The organism is Bacillus sp. V3-13 (assembly GCF_002860165.1).
Classification (GTDB): Bacteria; Bacillota; Bacilli; order Bacillales; family Cytobacillaceae; genus Bacillus_BJ.
Window position 1 is genome coordinate 69,805 of sequence record NZ_PGUZ01000029.1, and the last position, 19,125, is coordinate 88,929.

General features: G+C 44.1%; 22 protein-coding genes. 17 read left to right on the top strand and 5 right to left on the bottom strand.

What is annotated here, in order from left to right:
• Positions 1-32: 32 nt before the first annotated feature.
• Positions 33-521 (top strand): divergent PAP2 family protein, encoded by a 489-nt coding sequence (locus tag CU633_RS11720; RefSeq protein WP_101660682.1) that lies wholly within the window; start codon positions 33-35, stop codon positions 519-521.
• A 31-nt stretch (positions 522-552) separates the two neighbouring features.
• On the top strand, positions 553-834 hold the full coding sequence (locus CU633_RS11725; RefSeq protein ID WP_180954942.1) for a DUF6123 family protein: 282 nt from the start codon (positions 553-555) through the stop codon (positions 832-834).
• A gap of 41 nt (positions 835-875) precedes the next feature.
• Here CU633_RS11725 and CU633_RS11730 read toward each other — a convergent pair whose 3' ends face one another.
• Together CU633_RS11730 and CU633_RS11735 are read right to left on the bottom strand one after the other, a co-directional pair.
• Positions 876-1,070 carry a hypothetical protein gene (locus tag CU633_RS11730; protein WP_101660684.1) on the bottom strand — a complete coding sequence of 65 codons (195 nt, stop codon included), beginning with the start codon at positions 1,068-1,070 and terminating at the stop codon, positions 876-878.
• Positions 1,067-1,468, bottom strand: coding sequence for a reverse transcriptase-like protein (locus tag CU633_RS11735; protein WP_101660686.1), 402 nt, complete (start codon positions 1,466-1,468; stop codon positions 1,067-1,069). Before CU633_RS11735 ends, CU633_RS11730 begins: the two co-directional genes overlap by 4 nt.
• Positions 1,469-1,731: 263 nt before the next feature.
• Here CU633_RS11735 and CU633_RS11740 point away from each other — a divergent pair, with 263 nt between their 5' ends.
• Together CU633_RS11740 and CU633_RS11745 are read left to right on the top strand one after the other, a co-directional pair.
• The gene (locus tag CU633_RS11740; RefSeq protein ID WP_101660825.1) at positions 1,732-2,388 is read left to right on the top strand and encodes a ribonuclease H family protein; all 657 of its coding nucleotides are present in this window, start codon (positions 1,732-1,734) and stop codon (positions 2,386-2,388) included.
• 26 nt (positions 2,389-2,414) lie between these two features.
• Positions 2,415-2,591, top strand: a complete 177-nt coding sequence (locus CU633_RS11745; RefSeq protein ID WP_101660688.1) for a zinc-finger domain-containing protein — start codon at positions 2,415-2,417, stop codon at positions 2,589-2,591.
• Positions 2,592-2,647: 56 nt separating this feature from the next.
• Here CU633_RS11745 and cspD read toward each other — a convergent pair whose 3' ends face one another.
• Positions 2,648-2,848 (bottom strand): cold-shock protein CspD, encoded by a 201-nt coding sequence (gene cspD, locus CU633_RS11750; RefSeq protein ID WP_101578455.1) that lies wholly within the window; start codon positions 2,846-2,848, stop codon positions 2,648-2,650.
• A 283-nt stretch (positions 2,849-3,131) separates the two neighbouring features.
• On the opposite strand from cspD, the gene CU633_RS23335 reads away from it, so the two are divergent.
• The 4 genes from CU633_RS23335 (at position 3,132) to mntR (ending at position 6,441) form a co-directional block, all read left to right on the top strand.
• Positions 3,132-3,266 carry a hypothetical protein gene (locus tag CU633_RS23335; RefSeq protein ID WP_257958674.1) on the top strand — a complete coding sequence of 45 codons (135 nt, stop codon included), beginning with the start codon at positions 3,132-3,134 and terminating at the stop codon, positions 3,264-3,266.
• Positions 3,267-3,338: 72 nt separating this feature from the next.
• Positions 3,339-3,626 (top strand): hypothetical protein, encoded by a 288-nt coding sequence (locus CU633_RS11755; RefSeq protein WP_101660690.1) that lies wholly within the window; start codon positions 3,339-3,341, stop codon positions 3,624-3,626.
• 140 nt (positions 3,627-3,766) lie between these two features.
• Positions 3,767-5,932, top strand: coding sequence for a DNA topoisomerase III (locus CU633_RS11760; RefSeq protein WP_101660693.1), 2,166 nt, complete (start codon positions 3,767-3,769; stop codon positions 5,930-5,932).
• Between the two features lie 86 nt (positions 5,933-6,018).
• Positions 6,019-6,441, top strand: coding sequence for a transcriptional regulator MntR (gene mntR / locus CU633_RS11765; protein WP_101660695.1), 423 nt, complete (start codon positions 6,019-6,021; stop codon positions 6,439-6,441).
• 69 nt (positions 6,442-6,510) lie between these two features.
• Here the strand turns inward: mntR and CU633_RS11770 are convergent, their stop codons facing one another.
• Positions 6,511-6,711, bottom strand: coding sequence for a hypothetical protein (locus tag CU633_RS11770; protein ID WP_101660697.1), 201 nt, complete (start codon positions 6,709-6,711; stop codon positions 6,511-6,513).
• Positions 6,712-6,876: 165 nt separating this feature from the next.
• Between CU633_RS11770 and CU633_RS11775 the strand changes: the two genes are divergently transcribed.
• Complete coding sequence (locus tag CU633_RS11775; protein WP_101660699.1) at positions 6,877-7,560, top strand: class I SAM-dependent methyltransferase; 684 nt, start codon at positions 6,877-6,879, stop codon at positions 7,558-7,560.
• A 14-nt stretch (positions 7,561-7,574) separates the two neighbouring features.
• The gene (locus CU633_RS11780; RefSeq protein ID WP_101660700.1) at positions 7,575-8,267 is read left to right on the top strand and encodes an AIM24 family protein; all 693 of its coding nucleotides are present in this window, start codon (positions 7,575-7,577) and stop codon (positions 8,265-8,267) included.
• 46 nt (positions 8,268-8,313) lie between these two features.
• Here the strand turns inward: CU633_RS11780 and metA are convergent, their stop codons facing one another.
• The gene (gene metA / locus CU633_RS11785) at positions 8,314-9,222 is read right to left on the bottom strand and encodes a homoserine O-acetyltransferase MetA (protein ID WP_101660701.1); all 909 of its coding nucleotides are present in this window, start codon (positions 9,220-9,222) and stop codon (positions 8,314-8,316) included.
• A gap of 223 nt (positions 9,223-9,445) precedes the next feature.
• On the opposite strand from metA, the gene CU633_RS11790 reads away from it, so the two are divergent.
• The 7 genes from CU633_RS11790 to CU633_RS11820 all read left to right on the top strand — a co-directional run bounded on the left by CU633_RS11790 (position 9,446) and on the right by CU633_RS11820 (position 19,076).
• Complete coding sequence (locus tag CU633_RS11790) at positions 9,446-11,134, top strand: formate--tetrahydrofolate ligase (RefSeq protein ID WP_101660703.1); 1,689 nt, start codon at positions 9,446-9,448, stop codon at positions 11,132-11,134.
• 20 nt (positions 11,135-11,154) lie between these two features.
• Positions 11,155-11,682, top strand: a complete 528-nt coding sequence (locus CU633_RS11795; RefSeq protein ID WP_101660705.1) for a hypothetical protein — start codon at positions 11,155-11,157, stop codon at positions 11,680-11,682.
• A 64-nt stretch (positions 11,683-11,746) separates the two neighbouring features.
• Positions 11,747-12,223 (top strand): glutathione peroxidase, encoded by a 477-nt coding sequence (locus CU633_RS11800; protein WP_101660707.1) that lies wholly within the window; start codon positions 11,747-11,749, stop codon positions 12,221-12,223.
• 224 nt (positions 12,224-12,447) lie between these two features.
• Positions 12,448-15,531: a GNAT family N-acetyltransferase gene (locus CU633_RS11805; protein ID WP_101660709.1), complete on the top strand. Its 3,084-nt coding sequence runs from the start codon at positions 12,448-12,450 to the stop codon at positions 15,529-15,531.
• A gap of 15 nt (positions 15,532-15,546) precedes the next feature.
• Positions 15,547-16,401 carry an amidohydrolase family protein gene (locus CU633_RS11810; RefSeq protein WP_101660710.1) on the top strand — a complete coding sequence of 285 codons (855 nt, stop codon included), beginning with the start codon at positions 15,547-15,549 and terminating at the stop codon, positions 16,399-16,401.
• 147 nt (positions 16,402-16,548) lie between these two features.
• Positions 16,549-17,193, top strand: coding sequence for an HD domain-containing protein (locus CU633_RS11815; protein WP_101660712.1), 645 nt, complete (start codon positions 16,549-16,551; stop codon positions 17,191-17,193).
• Positions 17,190-19,076, top strand: a complete 1,887-nt coding sequence (locus tag CU633_RS11820; protein ID WP_101660714.1) for an ABC-F family ATP-binding cassette domain-containing protein — start codon at positions 17,190-17,192, stop codon at positions 19,074-19,076. Before CU633_RS11815 ends, CU633_RS11820 begins: the two co-directional genes overlap by 4 nt.
• Positions 19,077-19,125: the final 49 nt, after the last annotated feature.

The following is a 19,125-nucleotide window of genomic DNA, read 5'->3' on the forward strand; positions in this document are numbered from 1 at the left end:
CTTCCTCAAAATAACAAAAGAGGTGAAAGGTTATGAATAAAGGGGTATTGATCGCATTATTAAGTATCGGAGCTGCACAGGGTTTAAAAATACCGATTCACTACGTGAAAAAAAAGGAGTGGCGCCCTGAGCTGTTTTTCCAGACCGGCGGCATGCCGAGCTCCCACTCTGCCGGTGTTTCGTCATTGACGACGTATATTGCTTTAAAAAGGGGGATGCCGACCATCGATTTTGCCCTTTCCCTCGTTTATGGGTTGATTGTCATGTATGATGCACAGGGAATCCGCCGCCAGGCCGGCGAGCTGACGTTGAAGGTAAACGATCTGGGTGAACTGATCGATAAAATTCATAAGGAAGAAAGGGTAGAATTCGAAGAGAAAACTCCAAAAAAGCTCAAAGAAATGCTCGGCCATCAGCCGGAAGAAGTTCTTGGCGGGGCGGTATTGGGGGTTTTAACCGGGGCAGCGGGATATTTTTTGTCGAAAAATGATAGAAAAAAGACATGTACTAAGGTAAGATAAAGAAGGGGAAAAATAGTAGCCAGGGAGAGGAATGGTTGTGTCAGTGCGAACAGTGGAAGAGTATTTGCACGAGCTGCAGAGCAAGGGCTTTCATTTTCGGGAAGACGCTGTAGGGTTCATCTATTTTGGGAAAAACTATACAAACGCCAATGATGAACTGACAAACACGGCAATCGAACTAACGCTTAAAGTGCAAAAGAAGTTTGATGGAAGCTTTTTCATTTCATTGCTTGAAACTCTATCGCAAAACAAAATTGAAACAAGGCAGGAAGCGATCCGGTTTATCAAGGAAAAACAGCTTCTTGCCATATAAGCTCTAATAAACGAAAGACAAGAAGCTGCCCTTCTTGTCTTTCATTTTTCTTGTATGTGATTGGAAATCGCTTCATGAGTCAATTTGTGTCTCTTTTTTAAGAGAGCAGCAGCTGGCTTGCGCGGAAGCTCGGCAAAAACCATTCCGGCAAATATTAACATACAGCCGGGCACTGTACTGAAACTTAATCGTTCACCTGCCCAAAAATAATCGGAAAAAAGCTGTTTCTTCATCATGATTTAGCCCCGCTGTTTTTTCTTATTGCATTTCGGGCAAGTTCGTCAGCCGTTTTGTTCTCGCTTGACGGTATCCATTTCATAAAAAACAACTCCAATTCATCGGCCAAAGCAAGCGCTTTTTCGAGAAGCGGTGCATAGTCTTTATTTTTCACAAATTCCTTTTCGACCGCCCTGTTGACAAGCCCGGAATCTGTGCGGAAAGAAACCGTCTTGTACCCTTTTTCAATGCAGATTTCCAGTCCTTTTATAAGGGCGTGATACTCTGCTTCGTGATTGGTCATAATACCGAGGGGAATTGAATATCTTTCAACAATGCCATTGCCTTTAATAAAGACGCCTGCGCCGCTTGGTCCGGGATTTCCGGCGCTTGCCCCGTCAATATATATTTCAAGCAAAGTTAGATCCTCCAAACAATTTTAAAATAATGACTGTTCCCTATATTTAAAAAAGGTTTTTAAAAACCGCTAATCTTAAGTTTATCACAATTAGCGGGGCTGCCAAAGAATATACAAAGTGCGGCCGTCTTATCAAAACAATAAGCTGCCCATTAAAAAAATTGTAAAAAACCATTGTAGCCTGAAATCTTATTTTCGTGTACCATCTAAAGAAAATGTTAAAATTAAAAATAGTGCAAAAGCATAAAAAAGGGCTGAAAAACATGAACTATAAAATTGAGTGGAAATATAAATTAAAGGGAAAAGAAACGGTGTTATTCATTTCAGATTGGCTGAGCGGGGAGCAGGCATTGCAGGCCGGGGAAGAAATCGAAAGCTCGGGAAAAGCCGCCGGGCTTGCCTTTTACGATGAAGCCGATGTATCGTGGACATTAAAAGAGCTTAAAAAGCTGCTCGCAGAAGTCGAAACGGAACCCCATGATGTGATTGTTTATTTTGATGGAGGATTTCAAAAAGAAACTTTCGAGGCGGGACTGGGTGCCGTAATTTATTATAAGCAAGGAAAAAAGAAGTACCGGATCCGGGCCAACGAGCTCGTAGATGAAATAGAGACAAATAACGAAGCGGAATATGTTGCGTTATTTTACACTTTAAATATACTTGAGGAGCTTGGTGTCCATCATGTTTCCTGTGAATTTAAAGGCGATTCCCAGGTGGTTTTAAAGCAGCTGGAAGGGGAATGGCCCTGCTATGAAGAAGTATTGAGTAAATGGCTTGATCGAATTGAAAACAAACTGGAGGAGCTTGCCATTACTGCGAAATATACACCGATATCACGAAAGGATAATGCAGAAGCTGATAAGCTCGCCAGCCAGGCTCTTGAAGGAAAAGTGATAAACAGTAAAATGCAGGTATTATAGTGCACGCTGAATAAGGAAGTGAACCAATGAAACGAAAAGAGTTGCTCCATGAAATGGGAGAGTTGATGAGCCATTATTGTGAAGGCTGCTTTCTCCATAAACACCACAGAAAAGAAAAAGGAAAGAAATACGCCCACCGATTCTGCATTACCCAATGTACAGTTGGAGAGAAAATAAAAGCTTATGGGAATAAGCTGTCATAAGCAGAAAATAAAAAGGCCGGCGATATTCGCCGGCCTAAGCTTTTATATGGAAAGGATTAAAGCTTTACTACGTTAGCAGCTTGAGGTCCACGGTTTCCTTCAACGATTTCAAAAGAAACTTCCTGGCCTTCCTCTAAACTCTTGAATCCGTCACCTTGGATCGCGCTGAAATGTACAAATACATCTTCCCCGCCTTCAACTTCGATAAATCCAAAGCCTTTTTCATTGTTAAACCATTTTACTTTACCATTTTGCATGAATAATTTCCTCCTAAGCCATCCACGACACCAGTTATAGTGTCAAAGTTAAATATTAACCATGAAGCGAATCAATACCATAAACGGTAAACAATCCAACTTGATGATGCTTTTATCATACACGAATCACCTATGTTAGTCAACCAGTGTGCAAATTATTTTGCAGAAAAAAATAAGATTTTTTCTAAAATTTTAACAATTTTAGCACTTATACTTACTTTCTCTTTCTATTTTCAATTCTTTTGTTATTATTTACCTGAAATATACAGTGGGAGGCGGAAAAATGGATAAGCATATCAGCACTATTTCGGAACAGGACATGCCTCACCAAACGACTGATGGTTCCGAAACCGCAAATAAGTTACTAGATTTTAGACAACACCGGGAAATCAAAATCACTAAAGTTCTCAAAGATTGATGCTTCACTAAATCATAAATGCTCATTTTCCTCATATCCTGTAAGTAAATGCGGCTTATAGAGGGTGAGAGCGTGTACCGGTTTACCATTGATAATGAAGAGTGGATTTTAAGGTTTGCTCCGGCGGTTGCCATCGAACGGGAGATAAAGGATCTGATAGTCAGATCCCTCGCTCTTCTCGGGAGTAAGCTTCCTGCTTTTCCGCATGGTGATGCATTTGTGATCTTCAATGAGAAGATAGGCCTGATTGTCTTTAACGTTGAGAAAATCCCATCCTTCATTTTAACTATTTCCAGCGTCGTCCCGAGAGAGAAATGGTTTGAAATTAAAAGCCGCACTTTAAAAAAATATATGAATTAGAAAACCGGCCGGCTGTTTAGCCGGTTTTTTATATAAAGCCGATAAACTTAGTGATATAGTAGTTCATTGGGAAAATAATTTCCTGAACTACGCAGGTAATGTTAATATTTTAATAGAGGAATGATATGAGGAGAATCAAAATGAAACTGATCATTGCCGAAAAGCCCGATCAGGGGGCAACGCTGGCGTCCGTGTTTAAAAACAAAAAGCAGCAAGGTTATATAGAAATATACCCCAATCAAATATTCCCCGAAGGTGCCTTCGTGACATGGGCAATCGGCCACCTCTGCCAGCTTTCCGCTCCTGAAAAATATAAGCCGGAGTGGAAAAAGTGGAGTTTACAAACATTGCCGATCGTTCCTGATCAATTTACTTATGAAGTAACGAAAGACAAAGGAAAGCAATTCGCCGTCATCAAAAAACTGATCTCCAAACCGGAAGTTTCCGAAATTATTCATGCGGGCGATGCCGGCCGGGAAGGTGAGTTGATTATCCGCAATATATTACGGCTCACCAAGTGTAAAAAGCCGATGAAGAGACTGTGGATTTCCTCGCTGACGCCAAATTCGATTAAACAAGGATTTCAATCGCTGCTCGGTGAAGAGGAGACAAGAAATCTCTATTATGAGGCATATACCCGCGCTTGTGCGGACTGGGTGGTCGGAATGAACGCTTCGAGGCTGTACAGCTTGCTGCTCCAGAAAAATGGCTTTTCCGATGTTTTTTCAGTTGGCCGCGTGCAAACGCCGACACTTGCTTTGATCGTGCAAAGAGAGCACGAAATTGACTCCTTTGTTTCCGAACCATTTTGGGAGGTTCAGGCAAAATTTGATATAGACGGTAAGAAGTATGAAGGAAAATGGGGAAAGGATGGCGAGACAAGAATTAAAACGAAGGAGCTTGCCGAAAAAATAGCCGCATTCTGCCAGGAAAAGCCTGCCGAAGTTGCCGATGTACATTCGGAAAAGAAAGAATTTTTACCGCCGCTCTTATACAATCTTTCTGCTCTCCAGGCCGATGCCAACAGAAGGTTTAAGTTTTCTCCGAAGAAAACGTTGGATGTTCTGCAAAAGCTATATCAAAGAGGAATCGTTTCCTATCCCCGTTCCGATTCGCGCCATGTTACAAAAGGTGAAGCAGAGGCGTTTCCTGGCATCCTGAGCAAGCTTGCGAAACTGCCGGGATATGAAGGCTTATTTCCGCTGCCCCATTCGTCAATCGCAACAGACAAGCGCTATGTGAATGATAAAAAAGTGACGGACCACTATGCGATCATTCCAACGGACCAGGTTCCAAACACCGATAGGCTGAGCGGCGATGAGCAGAAACTATACGACTTGGTGGCGAGAAGCCTGGTTGCCGCGCATTATCCGAAGGCTGTGACAGAATATACAACCGTTAAAACGGTTGTCGATGGGCGCGCTGAGTTTGTTTCAAAGGGAAAGGTCCAGCTTGAAGAAGGCTGGCGAAAAGTATTGCCGCAAAAGGAAAAAGAAGAAGAGCCCCTGCTCCCGTCCTTGCAGGCCGGGGAAAAGGGAGCAGTCATCAAGGCGGAAGTAAAAGAAAGCAGGACACAACCGCCAAAAAGGTATACAGAAGGGCAACTGATCACTTTGATGAAAACCGCCGGCAAGCATATTGAGGACAAAGAGCTCGAGAAAGTGCTCATGAAAACGGAAGGCCTTGGAACAGAGGCAACCCGTGCCGGAATCATTACGATGTTAAAGGACAGGAATTATATCGAAATCAAGAAGAACCTTGTTTATGCAACGGCGAAAGCAAAAATTTTGATCGGGGCAATCGGAGCGCAAGTGCTTGCTTCACCTGAAATGACTGCGAGGTGGGAGCAGAGGCTGAAGGAGATTTCAGAAGGCAAGGCCTCACCAAAGCAGTTTATGGACCAGACCGGAAAAATGGTGGCCCATCTTATTTCTGCTGCGGTAGAGGAGGCGGCAGACTGGTCTTTCAAGAGTGAAGAAACGGAAGGTTTTATTCCGCGCAAGCAAAAGCAGAAGCGCGTAACAAAGCTTGGGAAATGCCGAAAATGCGATGGGCAAGTGATCGATAAGGGCAGCTTTTTTGGCTGCACAAACTACAATAATACAGGCTGCAATTTCACACTGTCCAAAAAAATTGCCGGAAAAACGATCACCCAGAAGATCGCAAAAACCCTTCTTGAACAAGGCACAACCGACACGATAGAAGGGTTTAAAGGGAAAGACAAGCTTTTTAATGCAAAGTTGACTTGGGATGCAAATGGTGACAAGATCATTTTCCTGTTTGAAAAAAGCCATTCAGGTATGTAGGAAGCAATCAATGGCAGGTGCTATCTTGTCACTGCCTTCCATGTATAGTAAACTTTTAATGTTAATGATTTTTGGGAGGGTAAGGGATGCCAACACCTAGTATGGAAGATTACATTGAACAAATTTTTATATTGATTGAAGATAAAGGATATGCTCGCGTTTCCGATATAGCTGAAGCGTTGTCTGTCCATCCCTCCTCAGTTACAAAAATGGTTCAAAAGCTTGATAAAGATGAGTATCTTGTTTATGAAAAATACCGTGGCCTCATTTTAACCCCGAAAGGCAAGAAAATTGGCAAACGGCTTGTCTATCGCCATGATCTGCTCGAGCAGCTCTTGAAAATGATCGGGGTAAAAGACGAAAATATATATGCCGATGTTGAGGGCATCGAACATCACCTCAGCTGGGATGCGATTGACCGGATCGGCGACCTTGTCCAGTTTTTTGAAGAGGATGAAAGCCGCTTAAACGCACTCAAGGAAATCCAGAAACGCAACGAAGACGAATAGAAACAAAAAAAGCAGCAGCCTTGCCGGAAATTCCGGCAAGGCTGTTTTACTTTGGTCGTTTTTTCCTAATCAAAATAGTTCCGGCAATTCAGCAAAAGCTGATTCTCCTTCTGCAATACTATCATCAATATCCTCAGCTCCGGACAAAATACCTGCTTCGATTTCCAGCATAGCCTTGCGGTAAGAGATGATCCTCCCGGCCGAAGTTTGGAAGTTTATGATTTCACCATTGCGGTTTTTTTGGACACCGACAAGTTTTTCTTCAGGCATCTTCTCGCTCCTTTCTCCTCATCAGTCTGTCATTTTTATAAAAAAATAAACCAATTAAAGGATTTAACGGCTCGAATAACGAAAAAGGTTTGTGACACATTCGACAAGAGAAGAAACTTTTTGTGGAACACAACCGTACATAAAAAATAAAAAGCAGGTGATCATTTGGATTCATTTGATTGGACAAGTGAAGCGGAAAAACAATGGGACAAAAGAGCCGGCTTTTGGAATTCGCGCAGCAGGGAGATGTGGGATGACGGCAGTCGAAAAGATATCGTCCCATTTATTGAAAAGCATCTTGAAGCGGGCAGCACCGTTTGTGATCTCGGGTGCGGTGACGGTTATGGTGCAATCAAGCTTGCAAAAGCTGGATTTACAGTAACCGGAGTAGACATGTCCGCGGAAATGGTAGAAACTGCGGAAACAAACGCGAAGGGAACATCAGCGGAATTTTTGAAAGCCGACATTTCACGCCTGCCTTTTTCTGATAGCTCTTTTTGCGCTGCTGTTGCGATTAATTCATTGGAGTGGACGGAAAAACCGTTAGCTGTGCTTAACGAAGCAAAACGGATTGTTAAAAGCAATGGTTTAGCGGTCATTGCCATCCTCGGGCCAACAGCAATGCCGCGGGAACACAGCTACCGCCGCCTTTATGGCGAAAAAGTGATCTGCAATACGATGATGCCATGGGAATTCGAAAAGCTTGCTTTAGAAAACGGCTGGAGGAAAATTGATGAATTTGGGGTATACAAAAGAGGGACAGAAGCTTTGCAAATCAAATCATTACCGCTTGAATTAAAACAGTCGCTTGCGTTTATGTGGGTATTTATGCTGGAAAATATGAAGTAGAAAGGGAGTTTATGATGAGCAGATATTCGGTAAATGAATTTGTCAATTCAACAAAGCAGCAGGATAAAGGCGAAGGACTTTTTGAATTGGAAACACCAAGGCTCCTCGAAATAAACCTGGATGGCCAGGTTTGGGCAAAAGCAGGTGCGATGGTTTCCTACCGCGGCAATATCAAATATGAGCGGGAAGGAATTTTTGAACACGGAATCGGTAAAATGTTTAAAAAAGCTCTTTCAGGTGAAGGGGCATCCTTAATGAAGGCTACAGGAAATGGCAAGCTTTACGTTGCAGATCAGGGCAAAAAAGTTTCGATCCTGAATTTGCAAGGGGAATCCATTTTTGTAAACGGAAATGACCTGCTTGCTTTCGAACCTTCAATCGATTGGGATATCAAGCTGATGCGGAGGGTTGCCGGAATGATGGCCGGCGGATTGTTCAACGTCAGGCTTGAAGGATCGGGAATGGTCGCGATCACCTCCCATTATGAACCGGTGACATTGCTGGTCACTCCCGATAATCCTGTCTTTACAGATCCGAACGCTACTGTTGCATGGGCCGGTACGCTTGAACCAGAATTTGTAACCGACATTTCCTTGAAGACCTTTTTAGGCAGGGGGAGCGGTGAATCGATTCAAATGAAGTTTTCCGGAAACGGATTTGTCGTCGTCCAGCCGTATGAAGAAGTGTATTATTCACAGCAGTCCTAACAAAAAAAAGAGGCGTCCTCCAAGGATGCCTCTTTCGATTATAAAATCACTTCCACTCATACGGCGTTTCTTGATATACATAATAGTTCAACCAGTTCGAAAACAACAAATGGGCATGGGAACGCCAGCGGTTAACCGGCAGCATTTGCGGATTATCGTTAGGAAAATAGTTTTCCGGCATGTGAATGTCGAGCCCCTTTTTCCTGTCCCGCTTATATTCCTCCGCGAGTGTGTATGCATCATACTCTAAATGGCCGGTGATCATGATGCGTTTGCCGTCCCGTGAACTGATAATCAACGGTCCGGCTTCCTCCGAAAGAGACAGAAGCTTTAAGTCTTTGTTGTTCACGATCTCGTTTAGATCAATCCCGGTATTCCGGGAGTGGGGAGCGGCAAAAATATCATCAAAGCCTTGCAGCAACTTTTCACTCTTTTCACAGATTTGATGAAGATACACTCCGGAACACTTTTCCGGAAGGGCATGTTTGCCGATCCCGTAATGGTAGTATAAAGCAGCCTGCGCTCCCCAGCATATATGCAGGCATGAAGTGACATGATCTGTTGTCCATTCCATGATCTCGGTTATTTCATTCCAATATGAAACTTCCTCGAACGGCAGCAATTCAATCGGCGCTCCGGTAATAATCATTCCATCAAACTTTCGCTCTTTAATCTCTGCAAACGTTGTGTAAAATTGCTCTAAATGCAACGGGCTCGTTGTTTTTGATTCGTGCGTAGCTGTTTTTAGAAAAGTGATATTAACCTGCAGCGGGCTGTTCCCGAGCAGTCTCAGCAGCTGTGTTTCTGTTTTCTCTTTTTCGGGCATCAGGTTTAGGATCAGAATATTTAGCGGGCGAATATCCTGTTGGTTGGCCCGGTCCTCGTCCATAATAAATATTTTTTCTGACTCAAGTATTTCACGGGCGGGCAGTAGCTTCGGTATTTTAATCGGCAAAAACAGCACCTCCTGGCAAAAAATAACTTGACCTGCAAGCAAAAATTGTTTATTACCTTTTGAATTTTCAATTAACTACATTATAAATAGCTGATCAATCCCCGACAATGATTGTTGATGAAAAAGCTAAAAAATTTTAAATATTGATCTTTAGAATATTTCTCCGAGTGTTAAAATATAGAAGTGAGTTTTCATATTATTTCAAACGATCAGGGGGTTCTTCATGAAGTTAAAAACAGAAATAAAGTCCGATATTGAAATTGCCAGAGAGTCACAAATGAAGCCGATAATTGAAATAGCAGCAAAAGTTGGGCTCTCGGAAGATGATATCGAACTTTTCGGAAAATATAAAGCCAAGCTTTCAGCTGATACATTGAAAAAATTGCAAACAAAAGAGAGCGGGAAAATCATTCTCGTTACGTCCATCAACCCGACGCCTGCCGGAGAAGGAAAATCGACCGTTACAGTAGGGCTGGCCGATGCGTTTACACGGTTGGGGAAAAAAACGATGATCGCGATGCGCGAGCCTTCACTTGGCCCGACGATGGGAATAAAGGGCGGGGCAACAGGAGGAGGATATTCGCAAGTTTTGCCGATGGAAGACATCAACCTTCATTTTACCGGTGATCTGCATGCGATCACAACAGCGAATAACGCGCTTGCTGCACTGATTGACAATCACCTCCAGCAAGGCAATGAGCTGCAAATCGATCAAAGAAGGATTGTCTGGAAGCGGGCGCTCGACCTGAATGACCGGGCGCTGAGGAAAATTGTCATCGGCCTTGGCGGGCCGGTACAGGGAGTTCCGCGCGAGGACGGTTTTGACATCACGGTTGCTTCGGAAATCATGGCTGTCTTATGCCTCGCCGCTGACCTTAACGACTTAAAAGCACGGCTTGGCCGGATGGTGATCGCCTATAACGTGAACAAGCAGCCGGTAACAGTAGCCGATTTAGGCGTTGAAGGTGCTTTAACACTGCTGTTAAAAGATGCCGTAAAACCAAATCTCGTGCAAACAATCGAACATACTCCGGCGCTCGTTCATGGCGGGCCATTCGCCAATATCGCACATGGCTGCAACAGTGTTATCGCGACAACGGCGGCCGCAAAGCTTGCCGATTTTGTGATCACTGAAGCAGGGTTTGGTGCGGACCTGGGTGCGGAAAAATTCTTGCATATTAAAGGCCGAAGTGCCGGCATCAAACCGGAGGCGGTTGTCATCGTCGCGACTGTCCGCGCCTTGAAGATGCATGGAGGCATGCTTAAATCTGAATTAAAAAACGAAAATGTTGCCGCACTAACAGCCGGGTTCGCGAATCTTAAAAAGCATATTGAAACGATCGGGAGCTTTGGTCTCCCTTTTGTAGTCGCGATTAACCGGTTTGTCACCGATACAGAAGCCGAAGTTTCAACACTTCTTGAGCTTTGCCGGAAGGAAAACATTCCTGTCGCTTTGACGGAGGTTTGGGAAAAAGGCGGAGCAGGTGGCGTGGATCTTGCTGAGAAAGTTTTAAACGCGATTGAAACGAACGAGGCCGAATACCAGCCATTGTACGATCTCTCTGACCCGCTCGATGTGAAAATAAGGACAATCGTTCAAAAGGTTTATGGTGCGAGTGATGTTGAATTTTCGCCAAAAGCAAAAAAACAGTTAGACGAGTTCGACTATTTTGGCTGGGGTCATTTCCCGATCTGTATGGCGAAAACCCAATATTCATTATCAGATGATCCCGCAAAGCTTGGGAGACCAAGCGATTTTACTGTTCTGGTCCGAGAGCTGAAGCCGTCAGTCGGCGCAGGATTTATCGTCGCCCTCACCGGCGACGTCATGACAATGCCGGGCTTGCCAAAACAACCGGCAGCTTTAAACATGGATGTCGATGAAAACGGCCAGGCAGTTGGTTTGTTCTAAAGAAATGGGGTATGCAAGCCTTGTTTGATCCGACTGCTTTTGAAAATATGAAGGTAGTGATTGAAGGTGCCGTTTATGACAAGGATTTATCAGGGGAATTACAGGTGGTTGACCGCAATGATCTGATCAATACGGCAAAATTGTCGCGGGAATACTCGATTTCTTTCACGGAGCGCGGGTCAATGCCTGACGATCCTTCCTGCACGTTAATTTTACAGGCGAGCCTGAAAAACCTTGCTGCCGAGCTGCTGCCGGAAAGCGGGAGCGGACAAGCAGCCGGCTGTACTGTCCTGGTTGTTTTTAATACGACCCATAAAAAGGATTTGGCAATCTCCGGCATCATCGAGGAAAAGATTAGAGAAATTTGGGGTATGGACCGGGGCATTACTCAACGGTGGACGTTTGATGATGAATCGGATGATACGGTTGAGAATGAGACGATTGTCAGCTTCAATCGTCCTGTATTTGAAGAGCAGATCGATGATTTAGTCGCGATGATTGATTATATGGAAAAAACCATCAAAAGCCTGAAAACGAGTGTGCAGTGATTACAAGCTTCCCGCTCGCCTTTATCAGCAGGTAACAGTAAGATAAAGGCAGGAGGTGGCTAATATGTCAGTTTACCAATTTAGCGCGAAAACCATTACCGGGGAAGAAGTTTCTCTGGACCGTTTTGCAGGGAAGGTGCTCCTGATCGTCAATACAGCGAGCAAATGCGGTTTCACACCCCAATATAAGGATTTGCAGGAGCTGTATGACAAGTACAAAGATAGGGGTTTGGTGATACTCGGTTTTCCCTGCAATCAATTTATGGGCCAGGAGCCTGGCAGCGAAGAGGATATTCAATCGTTTTGCGAGTTAAATTACGGCGTCAATTTTCCGATGTTTGCGAAAATCGACGTCAATGGTCCGAATGCTCATCCACTCTTTCAATACTTAACAGAAAAAGCGCCCGGGGCATTGGGAACGAAAGGAGTAAAATGGAACTTCACGAAATTCCTTGTTGGCCGCTCGGGCAATCCGGTCAACCGCTACGCCCCGAGCACCAATCCCCGGGAAATCTCGGGTGATATCGAACAGTTGCTATAAGAATAATTCTAAAGCTTCTCCATTATGGATGAAGCTGTTTTTTTGTTTTCCTAAAAATTCTAAATACTCTTTACAACTCGCCGGGCAAGCAATAGGATTAAAGAAGGTGTGGAAAACATTCCCGCTAATTCTAAAAAGGAGGAGATTGCGATGCAACTTAAAGCTAACTTAAAAATTTACAAGACAGAAAGAGACGAAGGCACATAGTGCAAGGAGGATTTAAAATGAACTATTTGACGAAAACGATCCAGATTGTCGAGTATCATAAAGAACTTGCAGGCAAAATTGCAAAAATGTGGAATATGAGCCGCGACAGCTGGGGTGGGGATACTCGTGTAACAACAGCGACACAAGTGATCCAGAAGGAAGCAAACTCCGGAAATATCGCTCTATATCTCGCTGTTGAAGGTGAGGAAGTCATTGGTTACTGCAGCTTGTCCGAGTATAAGGAAGATGTCGGTTCCCTGTATATTCCGCTGTTGAACGTACGCCCGGATTATCATGGCAAAAAAATTGGCAAAATGCTTGTTTTGCGTGCGCTTGAAAAAACAATTGAATTAGGCTGGCCGCGGCTTGACCTTTATACATGGCCGGGAAATACAAAGGCAGTCCCGTTGTATAAGAAATGCGGCTTTTTCTGGGAAGACCGTGATGATGTGACCCACTTAATGAATTTTATTCCGAGCGTTTTATCGACACCGCTACTTTCGCCGTACTTTAATGATCTGGACTGGTATGAATCGAGCGACCGTCTTATAGAGGTTAAGCCTGATGGTCTGAAGAAGGCCGGTTTTACATTTTATGAGTATTCGTGGAAAAATGAAGACACGGCGGTACGCGTTCAATTTGAAAAGACGGGCCGTGGCATGTGCTTAATAGAGACAAATGATTTTCTGCTTGAGTTAAAGCTGGCGGAACACGAAACGATCGAGCAGCAACCGTATCAATATGAGGTTCATTTTACAAATAAATCAGCCGAAGCCATCACATTGAAAGTAAGCGGAGCTGGAAATGAGCGGCTCGAATATTCAATAGATGCTGAGCTTCTGATCGACGAAAAAGCGGTCATCACTGAAATGCTGACAGTTCATCCTGGAGAAGAGCCAAGCGTTTGGAGCACCCATCCATATATCAGCTTAAATGTTTCAGTAAATGATCAGCAGTGTGAGCTGCGGCTCGGCGTAAAGCCGAAGCAGCCTGCAAAACTTGAGGCGAAATACTTTGCCAATTTAAGCTTTTTAAATCAGAAAAGTGAAATTCTTCTTGAGGTCGAAAGCAATCTTAAAGAAGCTGCGAAATTTATCATCGGCTTTCCGGAAAATGATTTAGCAGAATTGGATCAGAATGTTTTCGAGATCGATTTACAAGTGAACGAACGGCAAACGATATATGTGCCGTTAACCGTTTTACAGTTCGGGTTTTTCGAACCGGTACTTGCTGTAAAGGTTGTGATGGGTGACGGAACGTTCCATTTCGACCAAAAAATCACCGCAGCTTTCAAAGGTTTTGGCGAAAAGTTCGGCGGAGAATCGAAGGAACACTGGCATATATTCAACGGTGCAGCACAATTGAATGTCCGCAAGCGTGATTTATTGGTAACAGCAGGCAAAACGGAAAAAATCAAGCAGCCGTTCGCGTTTTTCGCACCAAAGCTTGGTAAGCCTTTTTCAAATGAATTTTCCAAAAAAAAGCCTGAAAAAGTGGAATGGTTGCATGATCAGCAATCGATCACAATGAGGCTTCAATTGCTATCAGAAGAGATGGAAGGCATCAGCTTAAGTTTAATGATGAAGCTGTATGCTGAAGGTTTGCTCGAAAAATGGGTGGAAGTTGAAAACAAAGGCTCACAGCGATATGAGAATGTCGCTGTGCTTCACTCTGTATACCATGAGATGGAAAAGGTCTATTTTCCGCTCGGCGATAAAATCGTTGTTTTTTCGGAAAGAAAGCAAATCGAATTTGGTGATCTTAACGGTGAATTGTTAAGTGAAAACTGGTTCTTTTCCGATCGGTCTGAGGCATCGTTCGGATTTGCCTGGAGCGCGGATGACAAAGCTTCGCCGGAAGGCTGGCAATTTCAGGTCGAGCAATCGCTTGGAGCATTGGATGTTCACGAGCAAATCATCTCAAAGCCGCTGTTTTTATCGTTCGGTGCATTTCCTGAATGGTGGGAATTCCGTCAATTTGCGCGGGGCTTTAATGGATGGGAACATAAACAAGCATTGCCGGAGCAAACGCTCACATTAACTGGAGAAAATATCGTTTTTGACCGTGCTGAAACGGAAATCGACATCGAACTGAAGTCTTATCGGGCAAATTACCTTGACGGGAATATAAAACTGGAGCTTAATGACCGGGAAGCAGCCGCTGTTTCTGTCGATGCCGGAGCTGAACAGACAAGTGTTTCTCAGGTGATTTCGATTCTGGATGCCCGTCCGCTTTCGATTGTAAGAGGAAAATATACCGGAAATGCGGTAACGAGTGAGTTGGAGGCGATTCTGCTCCGCAAAGGGACCCCGGACCGGATTACGGTCACAGAAGAAGAGGGCCGTCTTCGTTCGCTCGTCGTCAGTAACGGATGTATCGAAATCAAGGCAGCCAGCGATTTTTATCCAGGAATTTATTCTCTTTCTGTAAACGGAAACGAATGGCTCGATACATCATTTCCGCAATTGCAGGCAAAAGGCTGGTGGAATCCATGGGGAGGCGGAATGAAAAGCGTCCCTGCGCAATTAAATACGTTTTCATTGCTAAAAGAACATTTAGCCGTGGAATATGTTGAAATCAATGACCGGTCCAACAATCAATGGAGTGGAATCGCGCTGACGACAACCGTTAAAGATCACAGCGCTTGGAAAGGCGTTGTGTTTACACAATATTATTTGATGCTTCCTGATGTCCCTGTGTTAGCTTCATTTGTTGAAGTAAAGGAAGCAGGCGGTAAAGTCCTGATTGGAGAGGAATGGACCACAGATTTTTTCCTTGGTGGAAGTCCGTTAAACGAAATCGTTTGCCATGACAATCAACCGGGAATCTTTAAAAAGTATCAGGCCGGAATCGAAGAGCAATCGATTCACCTGGATAGCGGCGCATTCATGTCCCGGGATGGAACAGCGGAGAAGCTATATGTTGTCCCCGGCTTGGGCAGCAATGAGACTGGAGCTTACATGAATAAAGAAGTTTTACAGGTTGTCAGCAAGCAAAGGCTGCTCGGTGAATTAAAAACTGCGCCAATGTTTATCGTTTTTGATGAACGGCAATTGACCGGCTCAGTGCTTCGTCAGCTAAACAGAATCAGATTCCAGTGATTACAAGGAGTAGACATGAAGATCATTGACGCACATATGCATTTTTCGAAAATTAATTCGTTTCATGAAACAGCGGGGCAAGTTTCGTTTGTCGATTACTCTTTTGATGGCATTTTAAAAGAGTACGAGCAAGCGAATGTCGTCCTCGGGATTGGCATGGGATTGACAGAAACGGGCGGCATGGGGTTTCCCGACCATGCTGCCACCACGCCGATGGGACTTGATTTAAGCGACAGCCTGCCCGGAAAAATTGTCTATTGCGCCGGGGTTAATCCGTTTGACTGCGGGGAAGATGCGGTGAAGAGGCTCGAAGCCGAGGTGCAAAAACAAGAGGTTGTCGGGATTAAAATTTATTTGGGGTACTATCCTTTCTATGCCTATGATGAAGTATACGAACCGGTATATAAAATCGCCGCTCAATATCGTCTGCCTGTCGTATTTCATACCGGGGACACTTATTCGGAACGGGGGCTGCTCAAATATTCGCATCCGCTTGCGATTGACGAAGTAGCGGTCAAGCATCGGGACGTTACTTTTATGATGGCCCATTTCGGCGATCCGTGGACATTGACAGGAGCGGAAATCATCTATAAAAACCCGAATGTATATGCGGATTTATCAGGGTTGATCGTCGGCACAGAGAAGGATCTGATGAAACGCCTGCAGGGGCGGTTCCTTGACCATCTGCGCCATGCCCTCGAATTTGCCGATTCGTATGATAAGCTGTTGTTCGGCACCGACTGGCCGCTTATTCCGGTGGCTCCGTATGTTGAGTTCATAAAAGAACTGATTCCCGAAGAGCACCATCAAGCCGTTTTTTACGATACTGCTGCAAACGTTTTTCCGAAAATCAAGCCGTTTTTAAAATAGATAGATTGGCAGGTGGCTATCCTTTTTAGCGAAGGATAGCCTTTTTTTGTGCAAATGATCATGTACAAAGTGCTATACTGTCGTTTTATTGCTCGAATGTTACTGGTTCGTGTTAAAATAAAAAACGGAAAGAAAGCAGGTGTTTTCATGAAGAAGATCATTAGACAATCTGAGGAATTTGTGAAAGAAAGCTTAAGGGATGATGCGACCGGGCATGACTGGCATCATATTGACAGGGTCCGGAAAAATGCCTTAAATATAGCTTCAAAAGAGCAGCGGGGTGACCTGTTTGTCATCGAAATGGCTGCCCTGCTTCATGATACAGCGGACGAAAAGCTAAATGTATCCGGCGCGGCAGGAGAGAAAAAGCTGCTTGCTTTTATGGATACCCTTGATTTAAGTATAGCTATTAAGGAGCATATTCTGGATATTATTTTTTCGATTTCATATAAAGGCGGAAACAGCAAGGCTTTGGCGTCAATTGAAGCAGAAATTGTCCAGGATGCAGACCGTCTCGATGCGATTGGCGCGATTGGAATCGCCCGGACGTTTGCATATGGGGGGAGCAAAGGCCAGCCTATCTATGATCCACGCATCGAAACCAGAGAGAAAATGACTGTTGAAGAGTATCGAAATGGCAAGTCTTCTTCAATCCATCATTTTTACGAGAAGCTGCTGAAGTTAAAAGACCTCCTTCATACGGATGCAGCCAAACAGCTGGCCGAAGCGCGCCACCAGTTTATGGAGCAATTTTTACAGGAATTTCATAGTGAATGGAATGGTGAAGCATGAAGATGATTTCAATGGAAAACGTGTCTAAAACTTACGGGGAAAAACAGCTTTTTCACGAATTGTCCTTCACTATTTCAGAAAAAGATCGCGTTGGTTTAATTGGAGTGAATGGAACCGGAAAATCGTCCCTCCTCAAAATTGCCGCAGGAATCGATTTGCCCGACTCAGGCGAAGTTGTCAAAGGAAAAGACTATAAAATTTCCTATCTATCCCAGAATCCTGAACTTTCGGCGGAATTGTCCGTGTTAGATCAGGTGTTTGAAGGGGATGCACCCATTTTTGCTGTGCTGAGACAATATGAACAAACGCTTGGCCTTTTAACGAAAAATCCAGATGATCAGCACTTGCAGGAGGCTCTTTTTGAGCAGCAGAAAAAAATGGATGCACACAATGCCTGGGATTTAAGCACGAGTGCAAAAACGATTCTGAGCAAGCTGGGCATTGACGATTTTACAAAAAAAGTTGGCGAGCTTTCCGGTGGCCAGAAGAAACGGGTCGCACTTGCACAAGTATTAATCCAGTCACCTGACTTATTAATTCTCGATGAACCGACAAACCATCTCGATTATCAATCAGTGAAATGGCTTGAAGACTATCTTGGAAGGTATAACGGAGCACTTTTGCTTGTCACGCATGACCGGTATTTTCTTGACCGGGTTACAAACCGGATATTTGAGCTTGATCGGGGGCGTCTTTTCAGCTATAAAGGCAATTATGCAGCATTCCTCGAAGCGAAAGCGGTCCGGGAAGAAAATGAAGCGGCAACACTCGAAAAAAGAAAAAATCTTTATCGCCGCGAGCTCGAATGGATCAGACGGGGGGCCAAGGCGAGAACGACGAAGCAAAAGGCAAGGATTCAGCGATTTGAGCAGCTTGACGATCAATTATCTTCAGTCCAATCTTCAGACAAGCTCGATATTTCATTAAACGGAAGCAGGCTTGGCAAACAGGTTTTTGAACTGAAGGAAGCAACAAAGTCATATGGAAATCACGTCATTTTAAGCGATTTTGATTTGCTTGTGAAGCCTGGTGACCGAATCGGAATCATCGGCCGAAATGGAACAGGGAAATCGACTCTGCTTAACGTGCTCGCCGGGAAAATCGAATTGGATTCCGGCATGCTCGACATCGGCCAGACAGTCAAGGTTGCCTATTATACCCAGGAAAATGAGGATATGGATGAAAACAAGCGGATGATCGAATATTTAAAGGAAACGGCCCAGGTCATCGAAACGTCCGACGGAAAGACGATTTCGGCACCGCAAATGCTTGAGCGCTTCCTTTTCCCGATGAATACGCACGGTACTCTGATTCGAAAACTATCCGGTGGTGAGAAGCGCCGCCTTTATTTGTTGAAATTACTTATGGAAGCACCAAATGTTCTGCTTCTTGACGAGCCGACAAATGATCTCGATACCCAGACATTAACGATACTCGAGGATTATCTTGGTGATTTCCCTGGAGTTGTATTAACGGTTTCCCATGACCGCTATTTTCTCGATAAGGTCGCCAGGCAGCTGCTTATATTGGAAGGGGAAGGGCGAATCGCGTCTTTTTATGGAAACTACAGCGAATTTTTAGAAAAAGAAACAGAAAAGCCGCTTGTAAAAGAAACTGCAGTTGCGGGAAAAATAACGCATCCAAACGACAAAACGAAAAAGAAGCGGCTGACATTTAAGGAAAAAATGGAATGGGAAGAAATTGACGGCAATATCGAAGCCGCAGAAGAAAGACTGAAAGAAATCGCAGAAGAAACGGCGTGTATTGGAAGTGATTTTGAAAAAGCTCATGCATTAATGAAAGAAGAAGCGGAGCTCAATGAACGCCTCGAATATTTAATCGAACGTTGGAGCTACCTCTCTGAAATAGTCGAGAACGAATAGACAAGGAAAACCCGGTGATTTATTTACCGGGTTTATTCGAGCGCGAAAG

Excerpts from the sequence above, each read along its gene's own strand:
- CU633_RS11805 (WP_101660709.1), top strand. The coding sequence starts at position 12,448 with ATGAACTATTTGACGAAAACGATCCAGATTGTCGAGTATCATAAAGAA.
- CU633_RS11740 (WP_101660825.1), top strand. The coding sequence starts at position 1,732 with ATGAACTATAAAATTGAGTGGAAATATAAATTAAAGGGAAAAGAAACG.
- mntR (WP_101660695.1), top strand. The coding sequence starts at position 6,019 with ATGCCAACACCTAGTATGGAAGATTACATTGAACAAATTTTTATATTG.
- CU633_RS11730 (WP_101660684.1), bottom strand. The coding sequence starts at position 1,070 with ATGATGAAGAAACAGCTTTTTTCCGATTATTTTTGGGCAGGTGAACGA.
- CU633_RS11820 (WP_101660714.1), top strand. The coding sequence starts at position 17,190 with ATGAAGATGATTTCAATGGAAAACGTGTCTAAAACTTACGGGGAAAAA.
- CU633_RS11815 (WP_101660712.1), top strand. The coding sequence starts at position 16,549 with ATGAAGAAGATCATTAGACAATCTGAGGAATTTGTGAAAGAAAGCTTA.
- CU633_RS11780 (WP_101660700.1), top strand. The coding sequence starts at position 7,575 with ATGAGCAGATATTCGGTAAATGAATTTGTCAATTCAACAAAGCAGCAG.
- CU633_RS23335 (WP_257958674.1), top strand. The coding sequence starts at position 3,132 with ATGGATAAGCATATCAGCACTATTTCGGAACAGGACATGCCTCACCAA.
- CU633_RS11720 (WP_101660682.1), top strand. The coding sequence starts at position 33 with ATGAATAAAGGGGTATTGATCGCATTATTAAGTATCGGAGCTGCACAG.
- CU633_RS11770 (WP_101660697.1), bottom strand. The coding sequence starts at position 6,711 with ATGCCTGAAGAAAAACTTGTCGGTGTCCAAAAAAACCGCAATGGTGAA.
- CU633_RS11810 (WP_101660710.1), top strand. The coding sequence starts at position 15,547 with ATGAAGATCATTGACGCACATATGCATTTTTCGAAAATTAATTCGTTT.
- CU633_RS11760 (WP_101660693.1), top strand. The coding sequence starts at position 3,767 with ATGAAACTGATCATTGCCGAAAAGCCCGATCAGGGGGCAACGCTGGCG.
- CU633_RS11800 (WP_101660707.1), top strand. The coding sequence starts at position 11,747 with ATGTCAGTTTACCAATTTAGCGCGAAAACCATTACCGGGGAAGAAGTT.
- CU633_RS11745 (WP_101660688.1), top strand. The coding sequence starts at position 2,415 with ATGAAACGAAAAGAGTTGCTCCATGAAATGGGAGAGTTGATGAGCCAT.
- cspD (WP_101578455.1), bottom strand. The coding sequence starts at position 2,848 with ATGCAAAATGGTAAAGTAAAATGGTTTAACAATGAAAAAGGCTTTGGA.
- CU633_RS11790 (WP_101660703.1), top strand. The coding sequence starts at position 9,446 with ATGAAGTTAAAAACAGAAATAAAGTCCGATATTGAAATTGCCAGAGAG.
- CU633_RS11725 (WP_180954942.1), top strand. The coding sequence starts at position 553 with ATGGTTGTGTCAGTGCGAACAGTGGAAGAGTATTTGCACGAGCTGCAG.